We start from the raw sequence: 22126 nt of genomic DNA on the forward strand, positions 1-22126 counted from the left end.
GTTCTCTTAGACGCGAAGCGCGAACATCCGAGTAATTGGTTGGGTGTTGCGGATCTTTAAAACAATGTGTCCTAATTTGTCGTGGGTTGTTGCAGGGCTTCATTCTTAGATAAATTCAAGTTCGCAAACAAGGTAATCAAAAGTTTGGTTTACCACCATGCCCAAGCGACCAAAACAAATAATATTTTCATGGTGTTGTAGTCAAGGTGTATCGTTGAGCGTATTGGCTGATGACTAGATTTGGTGTCTGGTGAAAAGCCATTCGACACACAGCAAGATGACCGTTAGTCCCGAAACTGCTTGTGGGATTACATCAGTCGTCTGGCGATCGGTCAGCACAGTAAAGATGCACGACACAATTGTGACGGCAATGATCAGCCCTGGTGCGATCGCAGTCAGTTTCTGTCTCCAACCGGGTTGCTCGCGAAGTCTCCTCTGACTGTTGAGAACGGCTTGATGCCAAAATCGAAAGGTACTGAGGAGCGCAAAAAGGTACAACAGTCCGGCGTTGACGAGCAGAGTTTTTTTAAGGCTTGGAGTCGAGTCAGGTTGCTTAAAAGCGATCGCGGTTAGGCAAATTGCTGCTGCTAGATACAGTAGCGTAAACACACTAAAGCGTCTCATAGCTCTCTCCCATTGTGAGAATTGATTTGAGTAATCATGGTTGCAACCACCAACAGCAAAGCCTTTTGGGTCAAGTGAGTTCCTCGAAGTCTATGTAATTCTAGCTGAAGAAACAAATCCTCCCCAAGTGTCGCTTAACAAAGTACGCTGAACTTTAATTTACTTATGTCTAGCTAGTTAATTAGTAATCGCTGGTTACTCTCGCTCCCTACCTCACTCAGGGAACGATAAATCAAGTAAGTATTTTCACTAATACATTACTGTAGCCTGTGGTTGACGTTGTGCTGCCAAGGCGATCGCCTGTGGTAAAATTCGATGTTCCTCAACTTGAATTCTGGCGTGAAGCGTTTCTGATGTATCATCAGGCAATACTGGCACCGCAGCTTGCATTAAAATTGCACCGCTATCCATTTCTAAACACACCAAATGCACCGTACAGCCAGCAATTTTCACACCAGCCGCAAGAGCTTGTTCTACGGCATTAATTCCTTTAAAACTGGGCAACAAACTCGGATGAATATTGATAATCTTATCAGGAAAGGCATCAATTAAAATCGGTGTCACCAATCGCATCCAACCTGCCATAATCACCCATTCTACATCATATTGCCGCAAAGTTTGGACAATTTCCCTATCAAATTCTTCGCGGTTTTTGTATTTGCGGTGGTCTAAAAATACAGATGGTACGCTCCAATTTTCAGCGCGTACTGCTGCTTTCGCTGAGGAATTATTGTAAATCAAAACTTTAATTTGAGCCGCAAGTTCTTTATTTTTAATTGCTTCGGCAACAGCTTCAAAATTGCTGCCATTTCCAGAAGCCATGATTCCCAATTTTAAAGGTGCTGACATCAGCTTTTTGGGAAAAATATTGGGTGATATCAAGCTGGGGGGAACTGAATTCATACTCATGCTTTATTAACGTAGAAGACTGGAACCAGCAGGACATTGAATTTGTCCCCCTTCCTTACTAGGGATAAATTTTAGCATTACTGGTGGTATTTTTGAAAGACTATTAGTTTCACAAATTCCAGCAATTGTCAAGTTTTCGCCGTTAACTTTAGTTACAAATACAGCACTAGTATAGCTTTTGCTTTCCGGACTTTTGGCAGTAGCTGTCATCATCACCCTGGAAGTTGATTTGCCTTGAGGTAAAATTCGGTATTGGTAACTTTCAGTTTCTGGCTTAATACCAATAGCTAGTTGCTCAATTGTTGTCGCAAACTTATTGTTTTCTAAATAATAAGCTTGTTGTGCGCGGTTCATGGCGGTAATAATTTGTTTACCTTCCACTGCTGTCTGACTGCTAGCTTGATTTTCTGGTTCACCATTGAAAACTTGCACATTTTCTGGCAAAGTCGTCGCATCAGAAATCTTTTCAAATATCATTGCATTAGCAGAAAAAGCTTTTGGTCTGGGTTGTCCCGGATTAGTACCATGTAATTGCAATCGCATTTTACCATCAGCAAGAAACTCAAAAATTGTTAATACAGGTTCTGTACTACTTGGTATTGTCACATCCAAGTGCATCGGTTTGAAAGTCGGATTAATGCGATACTGAAATTCTAAAGCAACAGGAGTATTCGAGTTAGATGGTAGCGAGAATAATTTTCCTTGTGGGGTGAAAATAAAAATTAACGTTTCTGAGGATGAAGGATCTTTAGCTTTCCATTGCCCTAATAATTTCTGGTTAACATTTGTGGTGTTACCAGGTTGAGATTGACGCGGTAACGGTGTAATTTGGTTTTGAGCTAATACTGTTGTGTTGAGTGTAGCGAGTAGCCCGATAATTATGCTATTGGTCAGCAATTGAAGAGTGTGCCGTTTGTTAATTTTTAGTAGGTTTGGATACATTATGCTTACATACTAGTTGAATAACAGGATCTTAAACTCTTGTGAATTGATCCGCTACTCAGCAAACAGCCAACTAAAATATTGTCCTCTTTACGTAGTGAGCGGTTTACCGCTCATACTTTCAATTTTAAGGGCTTCAGCCCTTACTACAAATTATTTATACACATTTACTTAACAAGTTTTTATGACATTACCACGATCGCGTCAATTTTTAGATAACGATACAGTAGCCGCCTGGATTTTTCTTACCCCAGCATTGATTTTACTATTCATCTTTCTTCTTTACCCGATCGCCTATTTATTTTTCCTCAGCTTCACTGCTGGTAGTTTCACTTCCACAGGTCTTCATTGGGTAGGATTGAAAAATTACTTGCGTTTGTTAATCAACCCGGATTTTTGGCAAGTTCTAAATAACACGTCTTATTTCGCGATCGCCAGCGTCATTCCCAGTATAATTATTCCTTTAGGATTGGCGGCGTTATTAAATCGCAACTTGCCATTGCGAGGAATTCTCCGAAGTGTTTATTTTCTCCCCTCAATTATCTCTTTAGTTGCGGCTGGTTTAGGATTTCGCTGGTTATTTCAAACCGATGGACCAGTTAACGCAGCTTTAAATTTGTTTGGTGTTTCTCCTATTGCTTGGTTGGGAGATACATTTTGGGCAATGCCGGTACTGATTTTATTAAGTATTTGGAAACAACTTGGTTTCAATATGGTGGTATTTTTGGCAGGGTTGCAAGCGATTCCTCCCAGTCGTTACGAAGCAGCAGAACTTGATGGGGCAAATGCTTGGCAGCAATTTTGGTATATTACTTTACCAGGATTGCGACCGACTTTAATATTTGCGATCGTTACTACTGTGATTTTCACATTGCGGAGTTTTGAGCAAGTTTATGTAATTACAGGTGGTGGTCCATTGAATTCTACCAATTTATTAGTTTATTACATATACCAAGAAGCATTTGGTCAATTTGATTTTGGTTACGCAGCAGCGGCAGCGACAGTATTGTTAGCAGTGACGCTGGTATTAGTTTACTTGCAATTGCGAACTTGGGGCGAGGATTGAGGGGGAGGGGGGGAGTGGGGGAGTGGGGAGATGGGGGGACAAGGGGCGACGGGTGTGGGGACAAGGGGACAAGGGGACAAGGGGGACAAGAAGATAATTAACTCCCAACTCCTAACTCCTAACTCCTAACTACTAACTACTAACTACTAACTACTAACTCTTGTTAGTCAATTTGGTAACAGCAGCAATTAGCTGTGCTGGTTCGACTGGTTTGGGGACATGATATGAGAAGCCGGCTGAAATTGCTTGTTGGCGATCGTATTCTCCAGCATAAGCTGTCAGAGCGATCGCCGGAATCTCTCCTCCTTGTTCTGGCAACCATTTTCTCACTTGTTTAATCAGCATGTAGCCGTCCATTTCCGGCATTCCAATATCACTTAATAAAACATCTAATTTCGACTTTGCCAAGATTTGCAGTGCTGACAGCGCTGAAGAAACTGCTATCACTTCGGCTTTCTCTTGTTGCAAGACGAAGGTGATAAAGTCTCGCGAATCAGCATCATCATCTACAATCAGTATTTTGATTCCTTCCAAATTAGGTGAATTAAGTTCCGCTTCTGATGTAAAATCACTACAAGTTGAATCTGTTGTTGACAACAATGGCAGCTTAACTGTAAATGTTGCTCCCTGTCCTTCGCCGAGACTTTCTACAAAGACTGTACCACCGTGGAGTTCTACTAACTGTCGCACGATCGCTAATCCTAATCCCAATCCACCAAATTTTCTCGTAGTGGCACTATCTGCTTGGCGGAAGTAATCAAACACATGAGGTAAAAACTCAGGACTAATACCTTTACCTGTATCGCTAACTGTAATTTTCGTATAGGAATTGGGCATGGGGCATTGGGCATTGGGCATTGGGCTTTTCGCCTTTTCCCATTGCCCATTGCCCATTGCCCATTGCCCATTGCCCATTTCCATCGACAATCGCACCTCTACCCGTCCGCCATTGGGTGTGAACTTAACAGCGTTGGAAAGCAAATTCCAAATCACTTGTTGCAAGCGACCTGCATCACCTGCGACTTGCCCCACATTCGGGTCGAAAATCGTCACAATTGAAATCGATTTCGCTTCTGCTGCTAAACGTACTGTCTCTAAAGCTGCTAAAATAATTGATGCTGGACTTACTTTGTCTACATTTAAAGTTAGTTTGCCGCGTAAAATTCGCGAGACATCCAGCAAGTCTTCAATCAGTTGTGCCTGTAATTTAGCATTGCGCTCAATTGTTGCTAAAGCTTCAGCGGTCTTTGTTTCATCAAACTTGCGGGTTCGCAGTAGCTTAGACCAACCGAGAATCGGGTTTAGTGGGGTGCGTAATTCGTGAGAAAGGACGGCGAGAAATTCATCTTTGATGCGGTTTGCCGATTCAGCTTGAGTACGTGCTAGTTGTTCGGCTTCGTACAAGCGAGTATTTTCAATTGCTACAGATGCCATCTGTGCCAATTGTACCAAGATGGCTTCATCTTCTATTGTAAACTCGCCTGCGTCGTATTTATCAGATAATTGAATCAGTCCAATATTGCTACCATCCCGTGCTGTCAGGGGTGCAGCCAGCCAACCGCGCATAGGTGGATGTTTTGCGGCTTCTGTACCAAATCCTTGCCACTGGGGATGAAGTTCTAGTTCTGCTTGAGTCATGCGGATGGGACGATTTGTGTGACAAACGCAGGCATAAATGCCTGAGCCATCGGTTGGTTGTTTATAATCGCGCCAGGGAGCATATTTATCTGAAAGTGAGACTGCGCTGATAGCTTGCGCCCAATTATTATCAAGCGTCATGCTGGTGACTGATTGATGTGCGCCGATGATGAAACGCGATCGCTCGGTAATTACTTGCAGAACTTCTTCAATAGAAAGTGCTGAATTTATCGTTAATGCTGCCTCAGTCAACCCACGCAGTTGACCGGCATATTGTTGCGATCGCACGAGCATTTCTTCTCGTTCGGCTTCAGCTTGTTTGCGTTGCATAGCTTGCCGATAGGCATCGCTAATGTCAATACACGAGCCTATATAACCGAGAAAATTACCTGATGATGTAAAACGCGGCACGCCGTTATCTAAAATCCACCGATACTCGCCGTCATAACGTTGCAGCCGATACTCCATACTAAATTTTTTACGGGCATCAAAGGCATTTATATAAATATCTATACAGTACTGCAAATCTTCTGGATGCACTTTTTCCGCCCAACCATTACCCATTTCTTGCTCAATTGTCCGCCCTGTAAACTCCAGCCAGGTTTTGTTACAATAGTTACGAAGCTTGCTAGTATCAGACATCCAAATTAAATTAGGAGATGCATCCGCCATTTCCCGGAATCGTTTCTCACTTTCCCGTAATGCGGCTTCCATACCTTTGCGTTCGGTTACATCCAAAACTAGTGATAGCACTGAAACCAGCTTGCCGGATTCATCGAATAAAGTCGAGCTATACCACTCACAATAAACAATTGAATTATCTTTAGTATAATTACGATTGTAACAAATATTACTAACGTTTATTCCTTCAGTTAGTTGAGTCACCGCGTCTGTAACAACTTCTAAATCTTCCGTAAAGACAAACTGCCAGTCTTGGAAATTTTTACCGATTACTTCTGATGCTTGCCAGCCAAAAATTCGTTCAGCTTCCGCTGACCAACGAGAGACACGAAATTCACGATCCCACTCAATCACTGCCAAAGGTGAGTTTTCTACATGAAAGTTTAACCTTTGCAGGGCATTTTGCAATGATGTTTCCGCAGCCTTACGAGTAGTAATATCGCGGAAATAAATACCTATTCCCTCTTGAGATGGATAAGCATGAATTTCCAACCACATCATGAATGGTTCGTACAGTACCTCAAAATGTACCGGAATTTGCTCTGCTAAAGCTTGACGATATTTTTGCTCAATTATTGTACCAACTGACCAAGACCACATTTCCCAGTGCGTCTTACCAATAATTTCCTCTGGCTGCATATTGTTGAGTCTTGCTGTCTGTTGGTTCACATAAGTGATCCTAAATTCGCGATCCAGAGCAACAAAAGCATCGGTCATGTTTTCCAGAACGTTCGTTAAATGCTCGTTGGCATCTTGCAGCACTTGCTTCATGCTCTGGCGCATTTTACTCAATTTTATGGTAGCCTCGACACGCGCCAGCAGTTCACGAGCAGAGAAAGGTTTAACTAAGTAATCGTCAGCGCCGAATTCTAACCCCTCAATTCGCGACTCTTCCCCAGCACGGGCAGACAGCAAGATAATCGGTATCTCTTTGGTGAGTGGATCTTGCCGCAGTTGCCGCAACAACTCAAAACCATCGAGTCCTGGCATCATAATATCAGTTAAAACTAAATCAAAAGGCTGTTGCCGAATAGCGTCTAAAGCAGCGAATCCATCTCCTACCGCTTCTACCTGATAATTTTGCTGAAGCATACGCTTAACATAATCGCGCATATCTGCATTATCATCGACAAGGAGAATACGGGATATTGGGGATTGGGCATAGGGCATTGGGCATTGGGCATTGGGAATTAGGGAAAAATTCCTCTCAAGAGCTTTCTGCTCCCAGCTCCCTGCCACGCCAGATGCTCCACTTGGGGAAACCCCAAGACCGCACTGGCTTCCCTGCCCCCTGCTCCCAGCTCCCTGCCACGCCAGATGCTCCACTTGGGGAAACCCCAAGACCGCACTGGCTCCCCTTCTCCCTGCTCCCTGCTCCCTGTCCCCAGTCCCTTCTGCTGGCAACCAGCGCAATGCTTCTTCAACGTAAGAAGCAGCCCCGACTGCGGTTGATGCTAATGTATTAATTGCACCAACGTTAACGCTTGGTAAGTGAGCGTATCCTGTGGGAATAGATACTACAAAGCTGGTTCCCTGGTCAATAATGCTACTTACACTGATTGTGCCGCCGTGTAGTTTGACTAATTCGCAGACTAACGATAAACCAATTCCAGACCCTTCAAAACTACGCCCCTTCGCACCTTGTACTCGGTGGAAACGCTCAAATAAATGGGGTATTTCTGATTCGGGGATGCCTGTGCCGGTATCGCTTATTTCTAACTCGACGTGATTTTGGCACTCGCGCAATGTTACGGTTATCTCTCCTTGGAAGGTAAACTTAAAGGCGTTGGAGAGCAGATTTAGAACAATCTTTTCCCACATCTGCCGGTCTACGTACACTGATGATCGCAGAGGTGGACATTGTACTATTAAGCGCATATCCGCAGCTTCAATTACTGAGCGAAACAAGCTAGCTAGTTCGGCAGTGAAGGCGGAAATATCAATTAATTCATATACAGCTTGGACTCGTCCTGCTTCAATGCGGGAGAAATCTAGCAGACTGTTTACCAATTTCAGCAAGCGCTGTGAGTTGCGATGTATTAATTGCAATTGTTCTTGGTCTTGTTCAGCAAACTGTTGTAAGCGATCGCGCAATATTTCCTCTAAAGGTGCGATAATTAGCGTTAGCGGCGTGCGAAACTCATGGCTGATGTTACTAAAAAAAGTCGTTTTTGCCCGATCTAATTCAGCTAGCGCTTCCGCTCGTTTTCGTTCTGTTTCATAGGCACGAGCCGACGCGATCGCACTTCCCACATGACCTGCAATCAATTGAAAGAAACCGCTATACTCTTCATCCAAAGCACGTCGCGGATTAATTCCAACTACCAGTAAACCCCCAGGAAGATCGTGATTTGCTTGGGTTATCGGTAATATCAATGCCGAGTCAGCTAAATCTGCATAACTGGAGGCGCCCCAATTATCTACCCGCTCGGGTTCACCTGTCCGCACAACTTTTACCAGCGGGAAGGTGTGTGTATCATCTGACAATAAATCTAAATCTTCTTGGCTTGCTATTTCTTTTGGTGCTAATCCCCCTGCTTTTATCAACTTAGCTTGTTTACCTGCTTCATCCAGCAAATAAATCAAAGCAAAGGGAATATCAGCGGGATTATCTGCTAAAGTTTCCATACTGAGTTCGCAAGCTTCTTCAACAGTCTTCGCTTGGGAAGTTTTTGCAGCTAACTCTCGCAGAGTACGTAACCGTCGTTCGCTCAAAACCCGCTCGGTTGTTTCCGTAACCGCAGTAAAAACACCACCTATACCACCTGTTTCATCTCGGATGGGACTATAAGAAAAAGTGAAGTAGCATTCTTCAAGATAACCATTGCGGTCTATTAGAAGTAACTGATCGTCAGACCAAGTAGCATTGCCCGTAGTCATTACACTTTCGAGCATCGGTCCGATGATATCCCATATTTCTGCCCAACACTCCCGTCCTGCTTGACCTAAAGCTTGCGGATGTTTAGTCGTCCCCAGAATTGGACGGTAAGCATCGTTATAAAGCATGGTCAATTCCTTACCCCACCAAATCAAAATTGGGAATCGAGAGGATAAGCAAATACTCACAGAAGTACGCAAACTCTGATTCCAATGCTTAACAGAACCGATTGGTGTAACTGACCAATCGAGAGTCCGCATCATCAGACTCATTTCCCCATTGCCAGGAAAGATATCCTCTTGCTGATAATCTGGGGATGTCGAGCGATCGCTTTCTAGCTGGTAGTCGGATTCCTTGTCTTGCATTTTCAGGGGTTAAATCAGAGGAGTGGGAATTTTTTGTCCAATATTAACCTACATTTAGGGTAATCTATTCTGGAGATACCGCTTCGGGCGATCGCAACCCTCCATATAAATTTTTGACGAATCGTAGAGACGTTCTAGTAGAACGTCTCTACAATACGTTGATATCAACATATATTGCAAAATCATCCCGTAAAAAAACAACGCCAATTTTTTTACTTATATTTACAAAGAAGTGCTAATCGGTTCGCGTCTTTGCTCTCTAGCTTGCTCTATATTATGTAAAGTATTTAAAGACAAAAAGCCAAAACCGACTTTAGAGGCAAGATCCAGCAACGTAAAAAACATTGTTTCCGTACCTTGAGCAAAAACGTTAAACCCCTCTGTTCCTAAAATCCACACAACTGGATAAAGCGTCCACAACACTAAATGCACAGTCACCAACTTGCGGAATGCTTGCTTTGATTTGGGGTGATTGCGTTCAGCTTCAGTGCGGTACTGATTTAACAACATATAAGCTACTGCAAGATAAGCAGCGCAACTAACAATATACCAGATATAGCTAATAGGTTTAGGCGAAATCGTCGCTACAAAACCAGTAGCAATCATATAGGCATTTGCTCCTAACAAACTACCAGTAATTGGTAAACTAGTTCTGCCTAAAAAAGTCAGATCCAGCAGCAACAGTGGAGTTGACAAAAACCAAGTTACATATCGTACCCAATAAGTAGGGCGATCGTTAATAATATTAACACCTTGTTTAAGTGCCATAGCTAGATAAAGTCCAGCAGCAATCAAGCAAATAAAGAAATTCAGTGTATATAATATTTTCCACTGCTCATTTTTAGCATTATGTGCGCCAAATCCAAAAAAAATTCCACCGAAAGCCATACCAATGACACCAGTCCACAGCCAAGCTTGAATCATATTTAATTTCTCGCTAATATTAATTAATCAAGTAAATTTTCACATCGGAAAGCTTATTTTTAATTTTGCCAGACTTACTCACTTAAACAATACTTCTAAATACATATTTTTGTAGTAAGCGCTTTAGCGCTTAACTTCCCCCAAATCACTCTTCCAAGGAATTTTGACAGTAAAAGTAGTACCAACTCCAACTTTACTTTCTAGCTTAATACTACCACCGTGCAATTCCACACACTTTTTCACCACAGCTAATCCTAAACCAGTCCCCGTTACATCACCGACATTTTCCCCTCTTTGAAAAGCTTGATAAAGTTGTTCCTCTTCTTCTTGACAAATTCCTATTCCTTGGTCTTGTATTTGAAAAATAGCTTGTCCTGATTCAGCCGCAAGTGTGAAATAAATTTGGCTATCATCTGGTGAATACTTAATGGCATTATCAAGTAAATTAGTCACAATCGATCGCAACATTCTTTCATCCATCCAAGCGATTCTTTGAGAACATTCGCTGACAAAAAGTATGTCTTTTTCAGCGCGAGTACTAAACTTGATTTCTTCTAATAGCGAAAAGCAAAAATATTCTAAATCTAAAGGTTGCGGTCTAAATTCTAATTTACCAGCTTCCGCTCTCGTTAAAGTCAGAATATCTGTTAACAATTGTGTCATCGTTTTCGCCGAAGATTGAATTCGATGAAGATTTTTCAGCTTTTTCTCTTCCGACCATTCTTTATTAGAGTTCTCCAAAACTTGCGCGGAAATTAAAATAGTACTTAAAGGAGTGCGAAACTCATGAGAAACCATTGAAAAGAAGCGAATCTTCAATTCATTTAATTCTAGTTCTTTTTCTAAATTTCGCTGAACTTCTTCTGCTCGTTTTCGTTCAGTGATATCTTGTGTAACTACGGCTCGACGATAGACTTTTCCTAACCTATTTTTAATCGGAAAACTGTGTTCCCAAACCCAGCGCACCGAATCATCTGGACGCACAATGCGGTATTCAATCTCAAATTCTTTTTTAATGTTTTTATCAAGGTTAGCAATCACACGAGATTTATCTTCTGGATGAACAGCATCTAGAAATGATTGGGGATTTATATACAAACTCTCACAACTGCGTCCCCAAATTTTTTCATAAGCCGGATTAACATATAAAACTATGTCGGCTTTAGCATCCCTCATCCAAAAAATTTCATTAATATTTTCCGCAATTTGGCGAAACTTTTCTTCACTGGCAGCTAGCGCTGACTGTGCTTGCTTTTGTTGAGTAATATCGCGTGCTAATACTAATCTAGCAGGTCGTCCTTTAAATGTTAATTCATGGGAGGTAATTTCTACATCAATTTCTGTTCCATCCCGCTTTTTGTGTCTCCTAGTTGCGAATCGTTTATCTGCCCAACGTAGCCCAGGAATTCTATCAAGAAGGGCTGGTACTTCTTCGGGTGGACGAATGTCTTTAATTGTCATAGATAAAAATTCGCTTTGTGAGTAGCCATATTGTTTGATAGCTACTTCATTAACAGCTAAAAAATTTAAGTTTTCTAAATCGTAAACCCATAAAGGATGAGGATTAACTTCAAATAAGTTTCGGTATCGTTGTTGACTTTCTCGTAAAGTATCTTCTAATTGCTGGCGAGTACTAATTTGTCGATGTAATAATGAATAGACTATAAATAGTAGGGCAAAGCTAACCCAATAACCAGTTACTTTGGCTACAATTGTGAACCGAAAACTTGCATCTGAACGAGCTTGGTGATGCTGCACTAATGATTGCTCTTCTTTCTCAATTTGGGTAATTATTTGCCAAATTTCATCTTGAATTGTAATGCTTTTATCTGTAAAATCTAATTGAATTGCTGTGTTAGATTTATCTCGTTTGTAAAAGTCAATAGACTGTTTGAGCAAACTTACTTTTTGGGCAATCAAAGGTTTGAGAATATCTAGTCTCTGCTGCTGTGTGGGAGTAACACTAATAGCGCGTTGAGCATCTGTTAATTTAGCTTCAACACTTTGAATTGCCGTGTTGTATGTTTCTAAATAAGAATTGTTTCCGGTAGTAATGTAACTGCGTCTAGCTTTTTCAGCATCTTGCACTGTAGTTAGCACATCTCTAACTTTTTGTATGACTTCGTAGGAATATTCTAATTGTCTTTCTCTCGCGAATAATTTCTCTGTATTTTGATATGAAATAATGTTAACGATCGCAATAATCACCACTGCCAATCCAAACCCGACAGCAATGATTTTTCTTTCCAATGACCATTTCATATGCAATGCTTGTATGGTAAAAAAATGGGTAATGGGGAATGGGTAATGGGGAATGGGGAATGGGGAATGGGGAATGGGGAATGGGGAATGGGGAATGGGGAATGGGGAATGGGGAATGGGGAATGGGTAATGGGGAATCGGTAATGGGGAATGGGGAATGGAAAATGGGGAATGGAAAATGGGTAATGGGTAATGGGGAATTTTATGAGGGGAAAAGGTTTTTGGGTAAAGGGAAAAGGAAGAAAAGAAGTTTTTCTTACCCTTTTCCCTTTCCCCTTTCACGGCAGATGCTCCACTTGGGGAGACCCCAAGACCGCACTGCCTCCCCTTTCCCCCTCCTTGATTACCAATTACCAATTACCAATTAGCAATTACCAATTACCATCTCTGTTAACGTTATTTTGTAATTAATATGCGAATTCTACTTGTTGAAGATAATGCGCGTTTGGCAGAAGCGCTTTTAGAAGCTTTAACTGACCAATTGTATGTGGTAGATGTAGTCAAGGATGGGGAGTTTGCTTGGGATCAGGTTAAGGCGATCGCCTACGATTTGATTTTGTTAGATGTGATGCTTCCTAAGCTAGATGGGATCAGTCTTTGTCAACGCTTGCGTCACCACGGTTATTCTCTACCAATTTTGATGTTAACGGCTCGTGACACCAGTACAGATAAAGTTAATGGCTTAGATGCGGGAGCGGATGACTATGTGGTTAAACCCTTTGATTTACAAGAGTTATTAGCTCGCATCCGCGCTTTATTGCGTCGGGGAAGTTCTGCTTCTCCACCTATTCTGGCATGGGGGAAGTTGCTTCTCAATCCTAGTACCTACGAAGTCACTTATTTAGATGTGCCTTTGCAGCTAACCCCCAAAGAATTTAGTTTGTTGGAACTATTACTTCGCAATGGTCGTCGCGTCCTCAGTCGTGCTGTAATTATTGATAGCCTGTGGAAAAGTGAAAGTCCACCGGAAGAAGATACTGTTAAGGCTCATATTAAAAGTTTGCGTCATAAACTTAGAACTGTAGCCGCTCCGGAAGATTTCATCGAAACGGTTCATGGTTTGGGATATCGTTTGAAGCAATTGTCTTGAAAATTGGGCATTGGGTATCGGGCTAGAGAAAATTTATTTTCATCGCTTTGTTGTATGATGGGTTTTTCTTGGGGATCGATCTGAAATTGGTAATAGCTGTTAAGTATTACAATTTTTTTACATTATCAATCTTTGCTGACTTATGTCAGCTTTTTTTCTTTTTGAAACTACTTGTAGAGCGCATTTGCAGGTATCTTCCCGATTTCTTCCCGATATTTTCTCCATATTTTCTCGATTCTTTCCTCAGCTTATATACTTCTGCGGTGTAACCTCAATATACAGTAACTATCATCACGAACGATTGATATAAGTGACACCCAGAGGTAACGAACATGAGGAATTATGCTGATACACAGGAATTCATTCTAAATCAAATTACACAAAAATCTTTTGAACGAGAAGATTTTAGTGGATGTGACTTGAGCGGAATCGACCTAAGGGCAGTTGACTTAAGTGGAATTAATTTGATAGGAGCAGATTTAAGTGGGGCAAATTTGAGTGGATCTGTGCTTGTTGGGGCAAATCTTAGCGGTGCAAATTTAAGCGGAGCCAATTTGCAGTCAGCTTATTTATATGAAGCTTCATTATGTGAGGCTAATTTGAAGAATGCTGATTTAACGCGAGCCAACTTGTGTGGTGCATTTTTGTGGCGGGTAAATTTGGCAAAAAGTAAGCTTTGGGGAGCATCGTTGTGCGGTGCAGATTTGAGCGAAGCTAATTTGAGTGAAGCTAACTTGATTGAAGCATCATTAATTGAAGCAAACTTAATGAGAGCAAATTTAATCAAAGCCAAGCTATGTGGCGCGATTTTGCTCGAAGCTAATTTAAAGAAAGCCGATTTAACCAGTGCAAATTTAACCAGTGCAAACTTAACCGAGGCAAACTTAAGTGGAGCCAACCTTTGGGAGGCAAACTTAATTCATGCCAAGCTATGGGATGCTATTATGCCTGATGGAACGATTCAATACCCTCAAATCACGTTTTGTTAATGAGTGATGAAGTCATTAGTCATTTATTATTGTCGTATTTTGGACTCATAACTAATGACTAATAACTAATAATTAAAACTCACGTTGGGAAAAGAGAAAGATAGCGATCGCTAACAAAATGACGCTGTAAAGCAAGGCATAGCCAGCATTCGTAATTAGTGCCATTGAGTCAGGTAGCGCTGCAACACCATAAACAGCATCATTTTTTAAATCTAATCGAGATAAATCAGGCAAGATAAGATACAAGCCTTGAGTCAGGCTTTCAATACTCTTGTTGTTTCCCAAACGACCAAGTTTTACTAAATCTTGAGTAATGTTCCCGATTAAATAGACTGCAAATGTTAAAGCAGTCGCTAACAGGGAACTAGTAAACACACCTAAGGCAATAGCTACAGCGGTAATTAAGGCTAGTTGCAAGAATAAGAAAATGACAGCAATTAAAATGCTTGCTGTGGAATGAGGAACATTTCCAAACTGCAAAAATGCTAAATAAATCGCTGTCATAGCTGCAATAAGTGCAGCTAGTACTGTTAATAACCCGAAATATTTACCAGTGATAAATTCACTGTGGCTGACTGGTTTGGTAATTAACACTAAAACAGTGCGTTTCTCAATTTCTTTGTTAACTAGTCCTGTACCCACAAATATGGCAACAATTAAGCCGAGGATATTCATTACTGCTAGACCAAAGTCTAAAAACATTTTATCTTCCGTCGAAGCAGCAAATTCAGGAAGTAAGCGGATGGCGACGGCGAGTATTACCGTATAAAAACCGATAATATAGAGAATGCGATCGCGTACCACTTCCCGAAACACATTCGTAGCTAGCACAAAAATTCTGCCCAAATTCATCGCTATTCAGTTGTTAGTGGATAGTGGTTAGTGGATAGTGGTTAATTGTTAGTGGATAGTGGTTAGTTAATAAAAAGTATCACTAACTTTCCCCCTTGTCCCCCTTGTCCCCCTTGTCCCCCCTGTCCCCCTGTCCCCTTGTCCCCCTGTCCCCCTCTCCCCTTGTCCCCCTGTCTTACTGCTGCGCTGGAGGTGAGCCGGCAATAAATTTAGGAAGGCGATCGCATTCAATTTCTGCTACGGTGGCTTTATCTGGTTTGCTCACGTTGGCAATGCTTGAGTTTGCCCTGGCTGCGATTGGGTCAACCCGACAAGACTTTTTCAGGTAAAATCCGCGTGGGTTAGAACTCGGACCTGTCCAAATACTCAACAAATCTAATGTATACCCAGATTTGGTATTAACTACACGTGGTCTAACAACCCACAATTCTTTCTCTTCATATTTTGCTAAGTTTCTTTCTATAACTCGTCTACCCAAATTTCCTACTTGTTGATCCGCATTTATTAGCCATCTTTCCACTTGCGACCAAGGTCTTCCTGCTATTTGTTCTTCTACTAATGGCTGAAGTTTATCGAGAATCACCACGCCATTTGTCGGTATTTTCTCTGGGGATTCTGTTCTAATCACAAATGTACTTTGCTTAAAATTATCTGCCTGCAAACTCGGATATTGTCTTAACCAATTATCCATAACAAAGTAAAACTGAATCCAGCAACTTAGTATCATACAACTGGCAACCATGACTATTAGTCTTTGGCGAATTTCTGGCTTAGGAATTTGTGTTTGCACATCAGTACCGCTTCCTTCAAAAAATTCGGGAATTGCTGTAATTAATGCTGAAATCGTTGGCCAAAGCACGATTGTTCGTGGTGTAATTACATCTTCCCCTTGTCCAAAAGCAAAAACACTGACTAAAAATCCCGTTATTACTGCCCCTACTGGCATAAATGTACCGGGAATTCTTAAAGGATCGTCAGTGGTATACCAAGATGTTCCAGCAATTAAAAATAACCAGCCGAAAAATGAAATTACATCTTTTATATAACCTACAGCCAATGATGAGGCGAACCAAGAAAAAATACTCAAATAAATTAATGTTTGCCAAGAGTAAGCTTTGGGCGGAACCAACAACCTTCTTACTCGCTCATAAACTCCTTCGAGAAATTTAAATACGCCAAATAAATCTTTTAAAAACAAGAAATTCATCTTTCACTCCTCTTAATTACTCTTTGAGATTTACCTTTTACTTACTCTTTATTTATCATTTAAGCAAACAAGTAAATAAAATTGCTCTTGACTAGTTGATTTGTTTTACATTCAACATTTTTTAATTAATGAAATGATGTTTTATTTTGCCAACAGACTTATCTAGAGCGAATCAACAAAATTATGGCAATTGCACTATAACTAAGTGAATTTGCTATTAGTATAGTAGTCACTAAATTTGTATTTTGCAATTTAGCTTTGCTAGCACGCCGGAAATTGCGACGTGGATATGGTTGAAGTTCTAATTCATTTTTGATTGGTTCAGCTAATGATAGCAAAACAAGCTTTAGTAGAAAGTATTTCAGCAAGAAAGTAGCGAAGAAAATTATAAAAGCAACCAAAATCATTAAGGACTGGACATTATTAGTCCGAAATTGATTAAAAAAGACATAATTGATTAGTTGTGATTTTAAATTAACTGGTAAAACTGGCTCGATAAAGAAAAAAGTTATCCAACCAATCACAGCAGTAAATAGATTGATACAGATGGCATAAAAAATGCTAGTTTTTTTGTCAAATCTTAACCTAGCATTCAAAACATATCCTTCTATGGGTATGGCTACCAATAAAAATAAAAAGTCAAACAAAATGGCACCAAGCGGAAAAGTTGTCGGAAGTTCAGGAAGTTCAAACATAAAAGGGTGAGCGCGTTGCGGGTTGACTTGAGAGAGTAAACTAGTGAGATTGAGAATGATGGGGAAAATTATCTCATTCTTCCAGTCTTTTACCATCTTTTTGTTCTTTTGGTTATGGCAAAAGCAAAACTTTACCAAATTGGGGAATGGGGAATGGGGAGATGGGGGGCACATGCGTCCCCACGAAGTGGGGTTGGGGGGAAGGGGGGACAATTTCTTTCTATTACCTATTACCTATTACCTATGCCCAATGCCCTATGCCCATTGCCCAATGCCCAATGCCCAATGCCCAATCCCTAGCCGATAGTGCAAAACGTTCGGTAAGATGAAATACTGCCACGTTACAGCTTTTGGCTCTTATGACAAGGAACGGCGTAGGTATTCGCACGGCGCAAGTGCGTTCTCAACGGCTCACTGGTCAAATTCACGTTTATGATGGCGTGGGGAAAGGTAAATCCCAAGCTGCTTTAGGGGTGGTTTTGCGATCGATTGGCTTGGGGATAAATACACCCAGCAATTCCAACCGAGTTTTACTGCTGCGGTTTTTAAAGGGACCAGAACGTGATTATGACGAGGATGGGGCGATCGCAGCTTTACAGCGCGGTTTCCCTCATTTAATTGACCAAGTTCGCACTGGTCGTGCCGAATTTTTTGGTCACGACGAAATCACTGCTTTTGACCGAGATGAGGCAGCGCGAGGTTGGGATGTGGCAAAAGGAGCGATCGCCAGCGGTTTATATTCGGTTGTCGTTTTTGATGAAATTAACCCCGTTCTGGATTTGGGTTTGCTGGATGTGGATGAGGTGGTGCAAACTCTCAAAGCCAAACCCCAAGAGTTGGAAATTATTGCTACCGGACGCGCAGCACCGCAAAAGTTGCTCGACATTGCCGATCTGCACTCGGAAATGAAACCCCAACATCACCCAACCGCAAAAGCACTGTTAATAGATGGTATTGAAATTTACACTGGTGCAGGCAAAGGTAAGTCTACCAGCGCTTTGGGTAAAGCGTTGAAAGCCATTGGTAGAGGTATAAATCATCCTGGCTCTACTCGCGTATTGATTATGCAGTGGCTTAAAGGTGGTAGTGGCTACACAGAAGATGCTGCGATCGCCGCTTTGCAGCAGTCATATCCAGAGGTGGTAGATCACCAACGCTGCGGACGAGATGCGATCGTCTGGCGCAATTCTCGACAAGAATTAGACTATTTGGAAGCCGAACGCGGTTGGGAAATCGCAAAATGTGCGATCGCTTCGGGACTCTATAAAACCATTATCCTTGATGAACTAAATCCCACCGTTGACTTGGAACTACTCCCAGTTGAACCAATTGTTCAAGCTTTGCTTCGTAAACCCCGCGATACAGAAGTTATTATCACCGGTCGCTGCCAAAATCAACCCGCATACTTTGACTTGGCAAGCGTTCACTCTGAGGTATACTGCCACAAACACTATGCCAATCAAGGCGTAGAACTCAAACGTGGGGTAGATTTTTAAATTGGTTATTGGTTAGTTGATAGTTGATAGTTGATAGTGGTTAGGAGTTAGGAGTTAGGAGTTAGGAGTTAGGAGTTAGGAGTTAGGAGTAGGAGTTAGGAGAATAATCAGCAACTATCAACCATCAACTATCAACTATCAACTATCAACTATCAACCATCAGCTATCAACCATCAACTATCAACTTACAACTATCAACTTACAACTATCAACCAACAACTATCAACTATCGACTAACAATTAACAATGGACACTAATACACTCGACTTAATAACAGCAGGATTGGCGATCGCCTTACTTTTAGGCGGGTTTTTGATGATGTTTACTACCATCTTCACTACCAAACGCAAGTAATTTAGGCGTTTCTCATAATAATGTCTTGATTCTAGAAAGCAATTCTTCAAAATCCACGGGTTTGCGAATAAAATCGTTTGCCCCAACTGATAATCCCTCGTTGATATCTACTTGATCGAATGCTGTAATCAATACTATAGGTATGTGAGATAACTGTTGATTTTGTCGAATTCGTTGCGTTACTTCACACCCGTTCATATCCGGCATCATCACATCCAGCAATACCAAATTCGCAGGGCAGTTTTGAAGAGCTGTCAATGCAGCTCTACCAGAATCAGCTGTCTCTACCTCATATCCCTCGGCTTCTAAAAGTGTCTGAAGCAAAAATAAATTATCTGGCAAATCATCTACAACCAAGATACGACGGGAGTTAGAGGTTTTTATGTAATGCATTTTAACTGGAGTTTTTTTTGTATTGCAATACACATAATTTCTTCTTAAAAAGCTAGTTACACCATCCGTTAGATAGATTTTTAGAAAAAATGCCAAATTTGTTAGAAAAAATTTTGACAGTTTTGTGGTATAGGCAATATCTGAAGTCGGCTTGATTTGGAGAAGGCGCGAGCTTCAGTCATGACCAATCAATACTTTTTATCCTTTTCCAGCATCCTCTAACAGATAATTTTTATCTACCGATAGATAGTGGCAAAATTCCTATCTTTAGGTTAAGCCACTATTGTCATATAAAATTAAGCTGTTTACAACTTAATTTTACTTGCTACTAAAACTAAAGTATATATATAATTTTTCTGATAAACTTGTATATTTATAACAAGTATTTTTGCCAAATTTATTTCATCTACCAGTTTCATTTATCAAAAAGGACACAGAACTTGCTAATAGACAGTCCTATTATTGCATTTACAATTCTTCTGACAGTAATCTTTACTGTACCCCCTATTTTTGAGAAACTGCGACTACCGGGATTAGTGGGTTTGCTGATAGCCGGTGTAGTATTAGGACAAAACGGGCTGAAACTACTAGACTCTGAGTCTGAAACTATCAAGTTGCTCTCGGAAATCGGCAAGCTTTATTTGATGTTTGTCGCTGGGTTAGAAATTGATTTAGAGCAGTTTCGCAAAACCAAAAATCGCTCAATCGGCTTTGGAACACTGACATTTTTAGTTCCATTAATTGCTGGTATTATTGTCGGTAAATTATTTAACTTTAGTTGGAATTCTTCCTTTTTGATTGGTTCTTTGCTTGCCTCACATACTCTTTTGGCATATCCAATTGTCAGCCGCTTGGGAGTGGTGACAAATGAAGCTGTAACAGTCACGATTGGGGCAACGATTTTTACCGATACTGGTGCTTTATTAGTGCTAGCAATTTGTGTCGGAATTCATGGAGGAGAATTCTCGGCTTTAAGTTTAGTTACTTTATTGGGTGGATTAGCAATTTACTCTGCTGTTGTATTATTCGGCTTTGATTGGGCAGGAAAAGAATTCTTTAAACGCTCTGGTGATGAAGAAAGTAACCAGTTTTTGTTTATCTTACTGGCGTTATTTTTGGCATCTGTGGGAGCGCAGGTAATTGGAGTTGAGAAAATTGTCGGAGCGTTTTTAGCAGGTTTAGCCGTCAACGACGTTTTAGGACGTAGCCCAGTTAAAGAAAAAGTTGAGTTTATTGGTAGTGTTTTATTTATCCCTTGTTTCTTTGTAGACATGGGATTGTTGATTGATATTCCCGCATTTCTCAAAACTCTCAGTTCAATTTGGCTAACTGTCGCAATTGTCGTGGCTTTGATTGGCAGCAAATTTTTAGCGGCATTTTTAGCTAAACTTCTCTATCGTTACAATACAGCAGAACTGCTAACGATGTGGTCATTGTCTTTGCCACAGGTAGCAGCTACCTTAGCAGCAACGTTAGTTGCCTATCAAAGTTTAAATCCTGCTGGTGAGCGGCTAATTAGTGAGGGTGTGTTAAACAGTGTAATTGTTCTCATGCTGGTTACTGCTATTTTGGGTCCGGTGATTACAGCACGAGTTGCTACTTCGCTACAAGTTAGCCAAACAGATGTTGAAACAGATCGTCTTTCAACTTGGTGGGATTCTGAGGAGGAAATATCAGAGGAAACTGATAATTTCTTCACTGTAGTTGTTCCGATATACAACCCGCAAACCCAACGCCATTTAATAGAAATGGCTGCACTGTTGGCACGTCACGAACACGGACAAATTGTGCCATTAGCTATTACAAAAGCTTATGTGAATATGGATGCTCCGGAATTAATCACAGCACTTGATAAAAGTAAACAAAGATTGCAATTTGCTAGAGAAATCAGTCAAGAATTTGATGTGCAAGTGTCACCGGCAATTCGGATTGATGACGATATAGCTTTGGGAATTAGCCGTACTAGTCGAGAACAAAACGCCAGTTTAGTAATTATGGGTTGGTCGCGTACCACTGGCTTGCGTGCCCGTTTATTTGGTAGTGTAATTGATAGCGTCTTCTTGTCTTCTCACTGTCCGGTAGCAGTAACACGCCTTTTAACTAGTCCGACAAAAATTAAGCGAATTCTCGTACCAGTTGGAGACTTAACGCGACAAACTGTAGGTGCTGTGCGGTTTGCCCAAATTTTGGCTGATACAAATCAAGCGGAGATTGTGCTGTTACATGTGTGCGATCGCAAAACGTCTCAAACTCTAGTAGACAAATTTGCATCTGGGTTATCTGCTATTGCAGCTCAAAGCAAGTTACAGGTGAATACAAATATCCAAACAATCAGGGGTGATTACATTGCCAAAGTAATTATTCAGCAAGCTCAAGCGTTTGATTTAGTAGTTTTGCGTTCCGTCCGCTATCGCACCGCTGGAGGATTATCCGTCAGCGAAGTGACAACCCAGGTGATTAAAGAATTGAAAGGTTCGATTGTGTTACTGGGAGAACCTAACTCATGATCTTCAGCCATCGCTAATCTACAACAATTTAATTACATTACAACACAAGGCTTTTTTGTCAAGATGTGCGCGTGCTGCATTTTCGCGCATTGTCAAAATCCGCTTTGACCAAAACTAGGGTTGCAGGTTTCGGGTGTGGGGTTTCACAAACGCGCTTACACTCATTGACAGCCAACATCTGTAAAATGTCGTGGGGTGTTGAGGATCTAGTAAACGAACGCTTGTGCCATTTTTGTCCAGCATCGGACCTAGGG

Annotated in this window: 18 protein-coding genes; 6 read left to right on the forward strand and 12 right to left on the reverse strand. The window is 41.2% G+C overall.

What is annotated here, in order from left to right; translation table 11 throughout:
- Positions 1-234: 234 nt before the first annotated feature.
- The 3 genes from PI95_RS28605 to PI95_RS28615 form a co-directional block, all read right to left on the reverse strand.
- On the reverse strand, positions 235-624 hold the full coding sequence (locus PI95_RS28605; protein ID WP_039740056.1) for a hypothetical protein: 390 nt from the start codon (positions 622-624) through the stop codon (positions 235-237).
- 249 nt (positions 625-873) lie between these two features.
- Entirely contained in the window at positions 874-1527 is a 654-nt protein-coding gene (gene purN, locus PI95_RS28610) for a phosphoribosylglycinamide formyltransferase (protein ID WP_373695724.1), read from the reverse strand.
- Positions 1528-1539: 12 nt separating this feature from the next.
- On the reverse strand, positions 1540-2475 hold the full coding sequence (locus tag PI95_RS28615; RefSeq protein WP_063842310.1) for a type IV pilin-like G/H family protein: 936 nt from the start codon (positions 2473-2475) through the stop codon (positions 1540-1542).
- Between the two features lie 184 nt (positions 2476-2659).
- Here PI95_RS28615 and PI95_RS28620 point away from each other — a divergent pair, with 184 nt between their 5' ends.
- The gene (locus tag PI95_RS28620) at positions 2660-3541 is read left to right on the forward strand and encodes a carbohydrate ABC transporter permease (protein WP_039740052.1); all 882 of its coding nucleotides are present in this window, start codon (positions 2660-2662) and stop codon (positions 3539-3541) included.
- Positions 3542-3694: 153 nt separating this feature from the next.
- Here PI95_RS28620 and PI95_RS36290 read toward each other — a convergent pair whose 3' ends face one another.
- From PI95_RS36290 to PI95_RS28655, 3 genes are all read right to left on the reverse strand, one after another.
- Positions 3695-9103 (reverse strand): ATP-binding protein, encoded by a 5409-nt coding sequence (locus PI95_RS36290; RefSeq protein WP_052324799.1) that lies wholly within the window; start codon positions 9101-9103, stop codon positions 3695-3697.
- A gap of 222 nt (positions 9104-9325) precedes the next feature.
- Positions 9326-10027, reverse strand: coding sequence for a bacteriorhodopsin (locus PI95_RS28650; RefSeq protein ID WP_039740048.1), 702 nt, complete (start codon positions 10025-10027; stop codon positions 9326-9328).
- Positions 10028-10150: 123 nt separating this feature from the next.
- A complete protein-coding gene (locus tag PI95_RS28655; protein ID WP_163519285.1) occupies positions 10151-12571 on the reverse strand; it encodes a PAS domain S-box protein in 2421 nt (806 codons plus the stop codon).
- 130 nt (positions 12572-12701) lie between these two features.
- Between PI95_RS28655 and PI95_RS28660 the strand changes: the two genes are divergently transcribed.
- Both PI95_RS28660 and PI95_RS28665 read left to right on the forward strand, forming a co-directional pair.
- The gene (locus PI95_RS28660; RefSeq protein ID WP_039740046.1) at positions 12702-13379 is read left to right on the forward strand and encodes a response regulator transcription factor; all 678 of its coding nucleotides are present in this window, start codon (positions 12702-12704) and stop codon (positions 13377-13379) included.
- 332 nt (positions 13380-13711) lie between these two features.
- Positions 13712-14368 (forward strand): pentapeptide repeat-containing protein, encoded by a 657-nt coding sequence (locus PI95_RS28665; RefSeq protein ID WP_039740044.1) that lies wholly within the window; start codon positions 13712-13714, stop codon positions 14366-14368.
- A 72-nt stretch (positions 14369-14440) separates the two neighbouring features.
- On the opposite strand, the gene PI95_RS28670 is transcribed toward PI95_RS28665, so the two are convergent.
- The 4 genes from PI95_RS28670 to fraC all read right to left on the reverse strand — a co-directional run bounded on the left by PI95_RS28670 (position 14441) and on the right by fraC (position 17122).
- A complete protein-coding gene (locus tag PI95_RS28670) occupies positions 14441-15220 on the reverse strand; it encodes an ABC transporter permease (RefSeq protein WP_039740042.1) in 780 nt (259 codons plus the stop codon).
- Between the two features lie 66 nt (positions 15221-15286).
- Positions 15287-15424, reverse strand: a complete 138-nt coding sequence (locus tag PI95_RS28675; protein ID WP_163519286.1) for a hypothetical protein — start codon at positions 15422-15424, stop codon at positions 15287-15289.
- Positions 15396-16427 (reverse strand): septal junction protein FraD, encoded by a 1032-nt coding sequence (fraD, locus tag PI95_RS28680; RefSeq protein WP_039740040.1) that lies wholly within the window; start codon positions 16425-16427, stop codon positions 15396-15398. The genes PI95_RS28675 and fraD overlap by 29 nt, the downstream gene beginning before the upstream one ends.
- A gap of 158 nt (positions 16428-16585) precedes the next feature.
- Positions 16586-17122, reverse strand: coding sequence for a filament integrity protein FraC (gene fraC / locus PI95_RS28685; RefSeq protein WP_039740669.1), 537 nt, complete (start codon positions 17120-17122; stop codon positions 16586-16588).
- 146 nt (positions 17123-17268) lie between these two features.
- Between fraC and PI95_RS28690 the strand changes: the two genes are divergently transcribed.
- Entirely contained in the window at positions 17269-17451 is a 183-nt protein-coding gene (locus tag PI95_RS28690) for a hypothetical protein (protein WP_163519287.1), read from the forward strand.
- 30 nt (positions 17452-17481) lie between these two features.
- Positions 17482-18618: a cob(I)yrinic acid a,c-diamide adenosyltransferase gene (locus PI95_RS28695; RefSeq protein ID WP_039740038.1), complete on the forward strand. Its 1137-nt coding sequence runs from the start codon at positions 17482-17484 to the stop codon at positions 18616-18618.
- Between the two features lie 366 nt (positions 18619-18984).
- Here PI95_RS28695 and PI95_RS28700 read toward each other — a convergent pair whose 3' ends face one another.
- Positions 18985-19365, reverse strand: a complete 381-nt coding sequence (locus PI95_RS28700) for a response regulator (protein WP_039740036.1) — start codon at positions 19363-19365, stop codon at positions 18985-18987.
- Between the two features lie 440 nt (positions 19366-19805).
- Here PI95_RS28700 and PI95_RS28705 point away from each other — a divergent pair, with 440 nt between their 5' ends.
- Entirely contained in the window at positions 19806-21872 is a 2067-nt protein-coding gene (locus tag PI95_RS28705; protein ID WP_039740667.1) for a cation:proton antiporter domain-containing protein, read from the forward strand.
- 58 nt (positions 21873-21930) lie between these two features.
- On the opposite strand, the gene PI95_RS36295 is transcribed toward PI95_RS28705, so the two are convergent.
- Positions 21931-22126 (reverse strand): hypothetical protein (locus PI95_RS36295; protein ID WP_236117240.1); only part of this gene is annotated, 196 nt, incomplete at its 5' end.

It is taken from the genome of Hassallia byssoidea VB512170 (assembly GCF_000817785.2).
Classification (GTDB): Bacteria; Cyanobacteriota; Cyanobacteriia; order Cyanobacteriales; family Nostocaceae; genus Hassallia; species Hassallia carrinoi.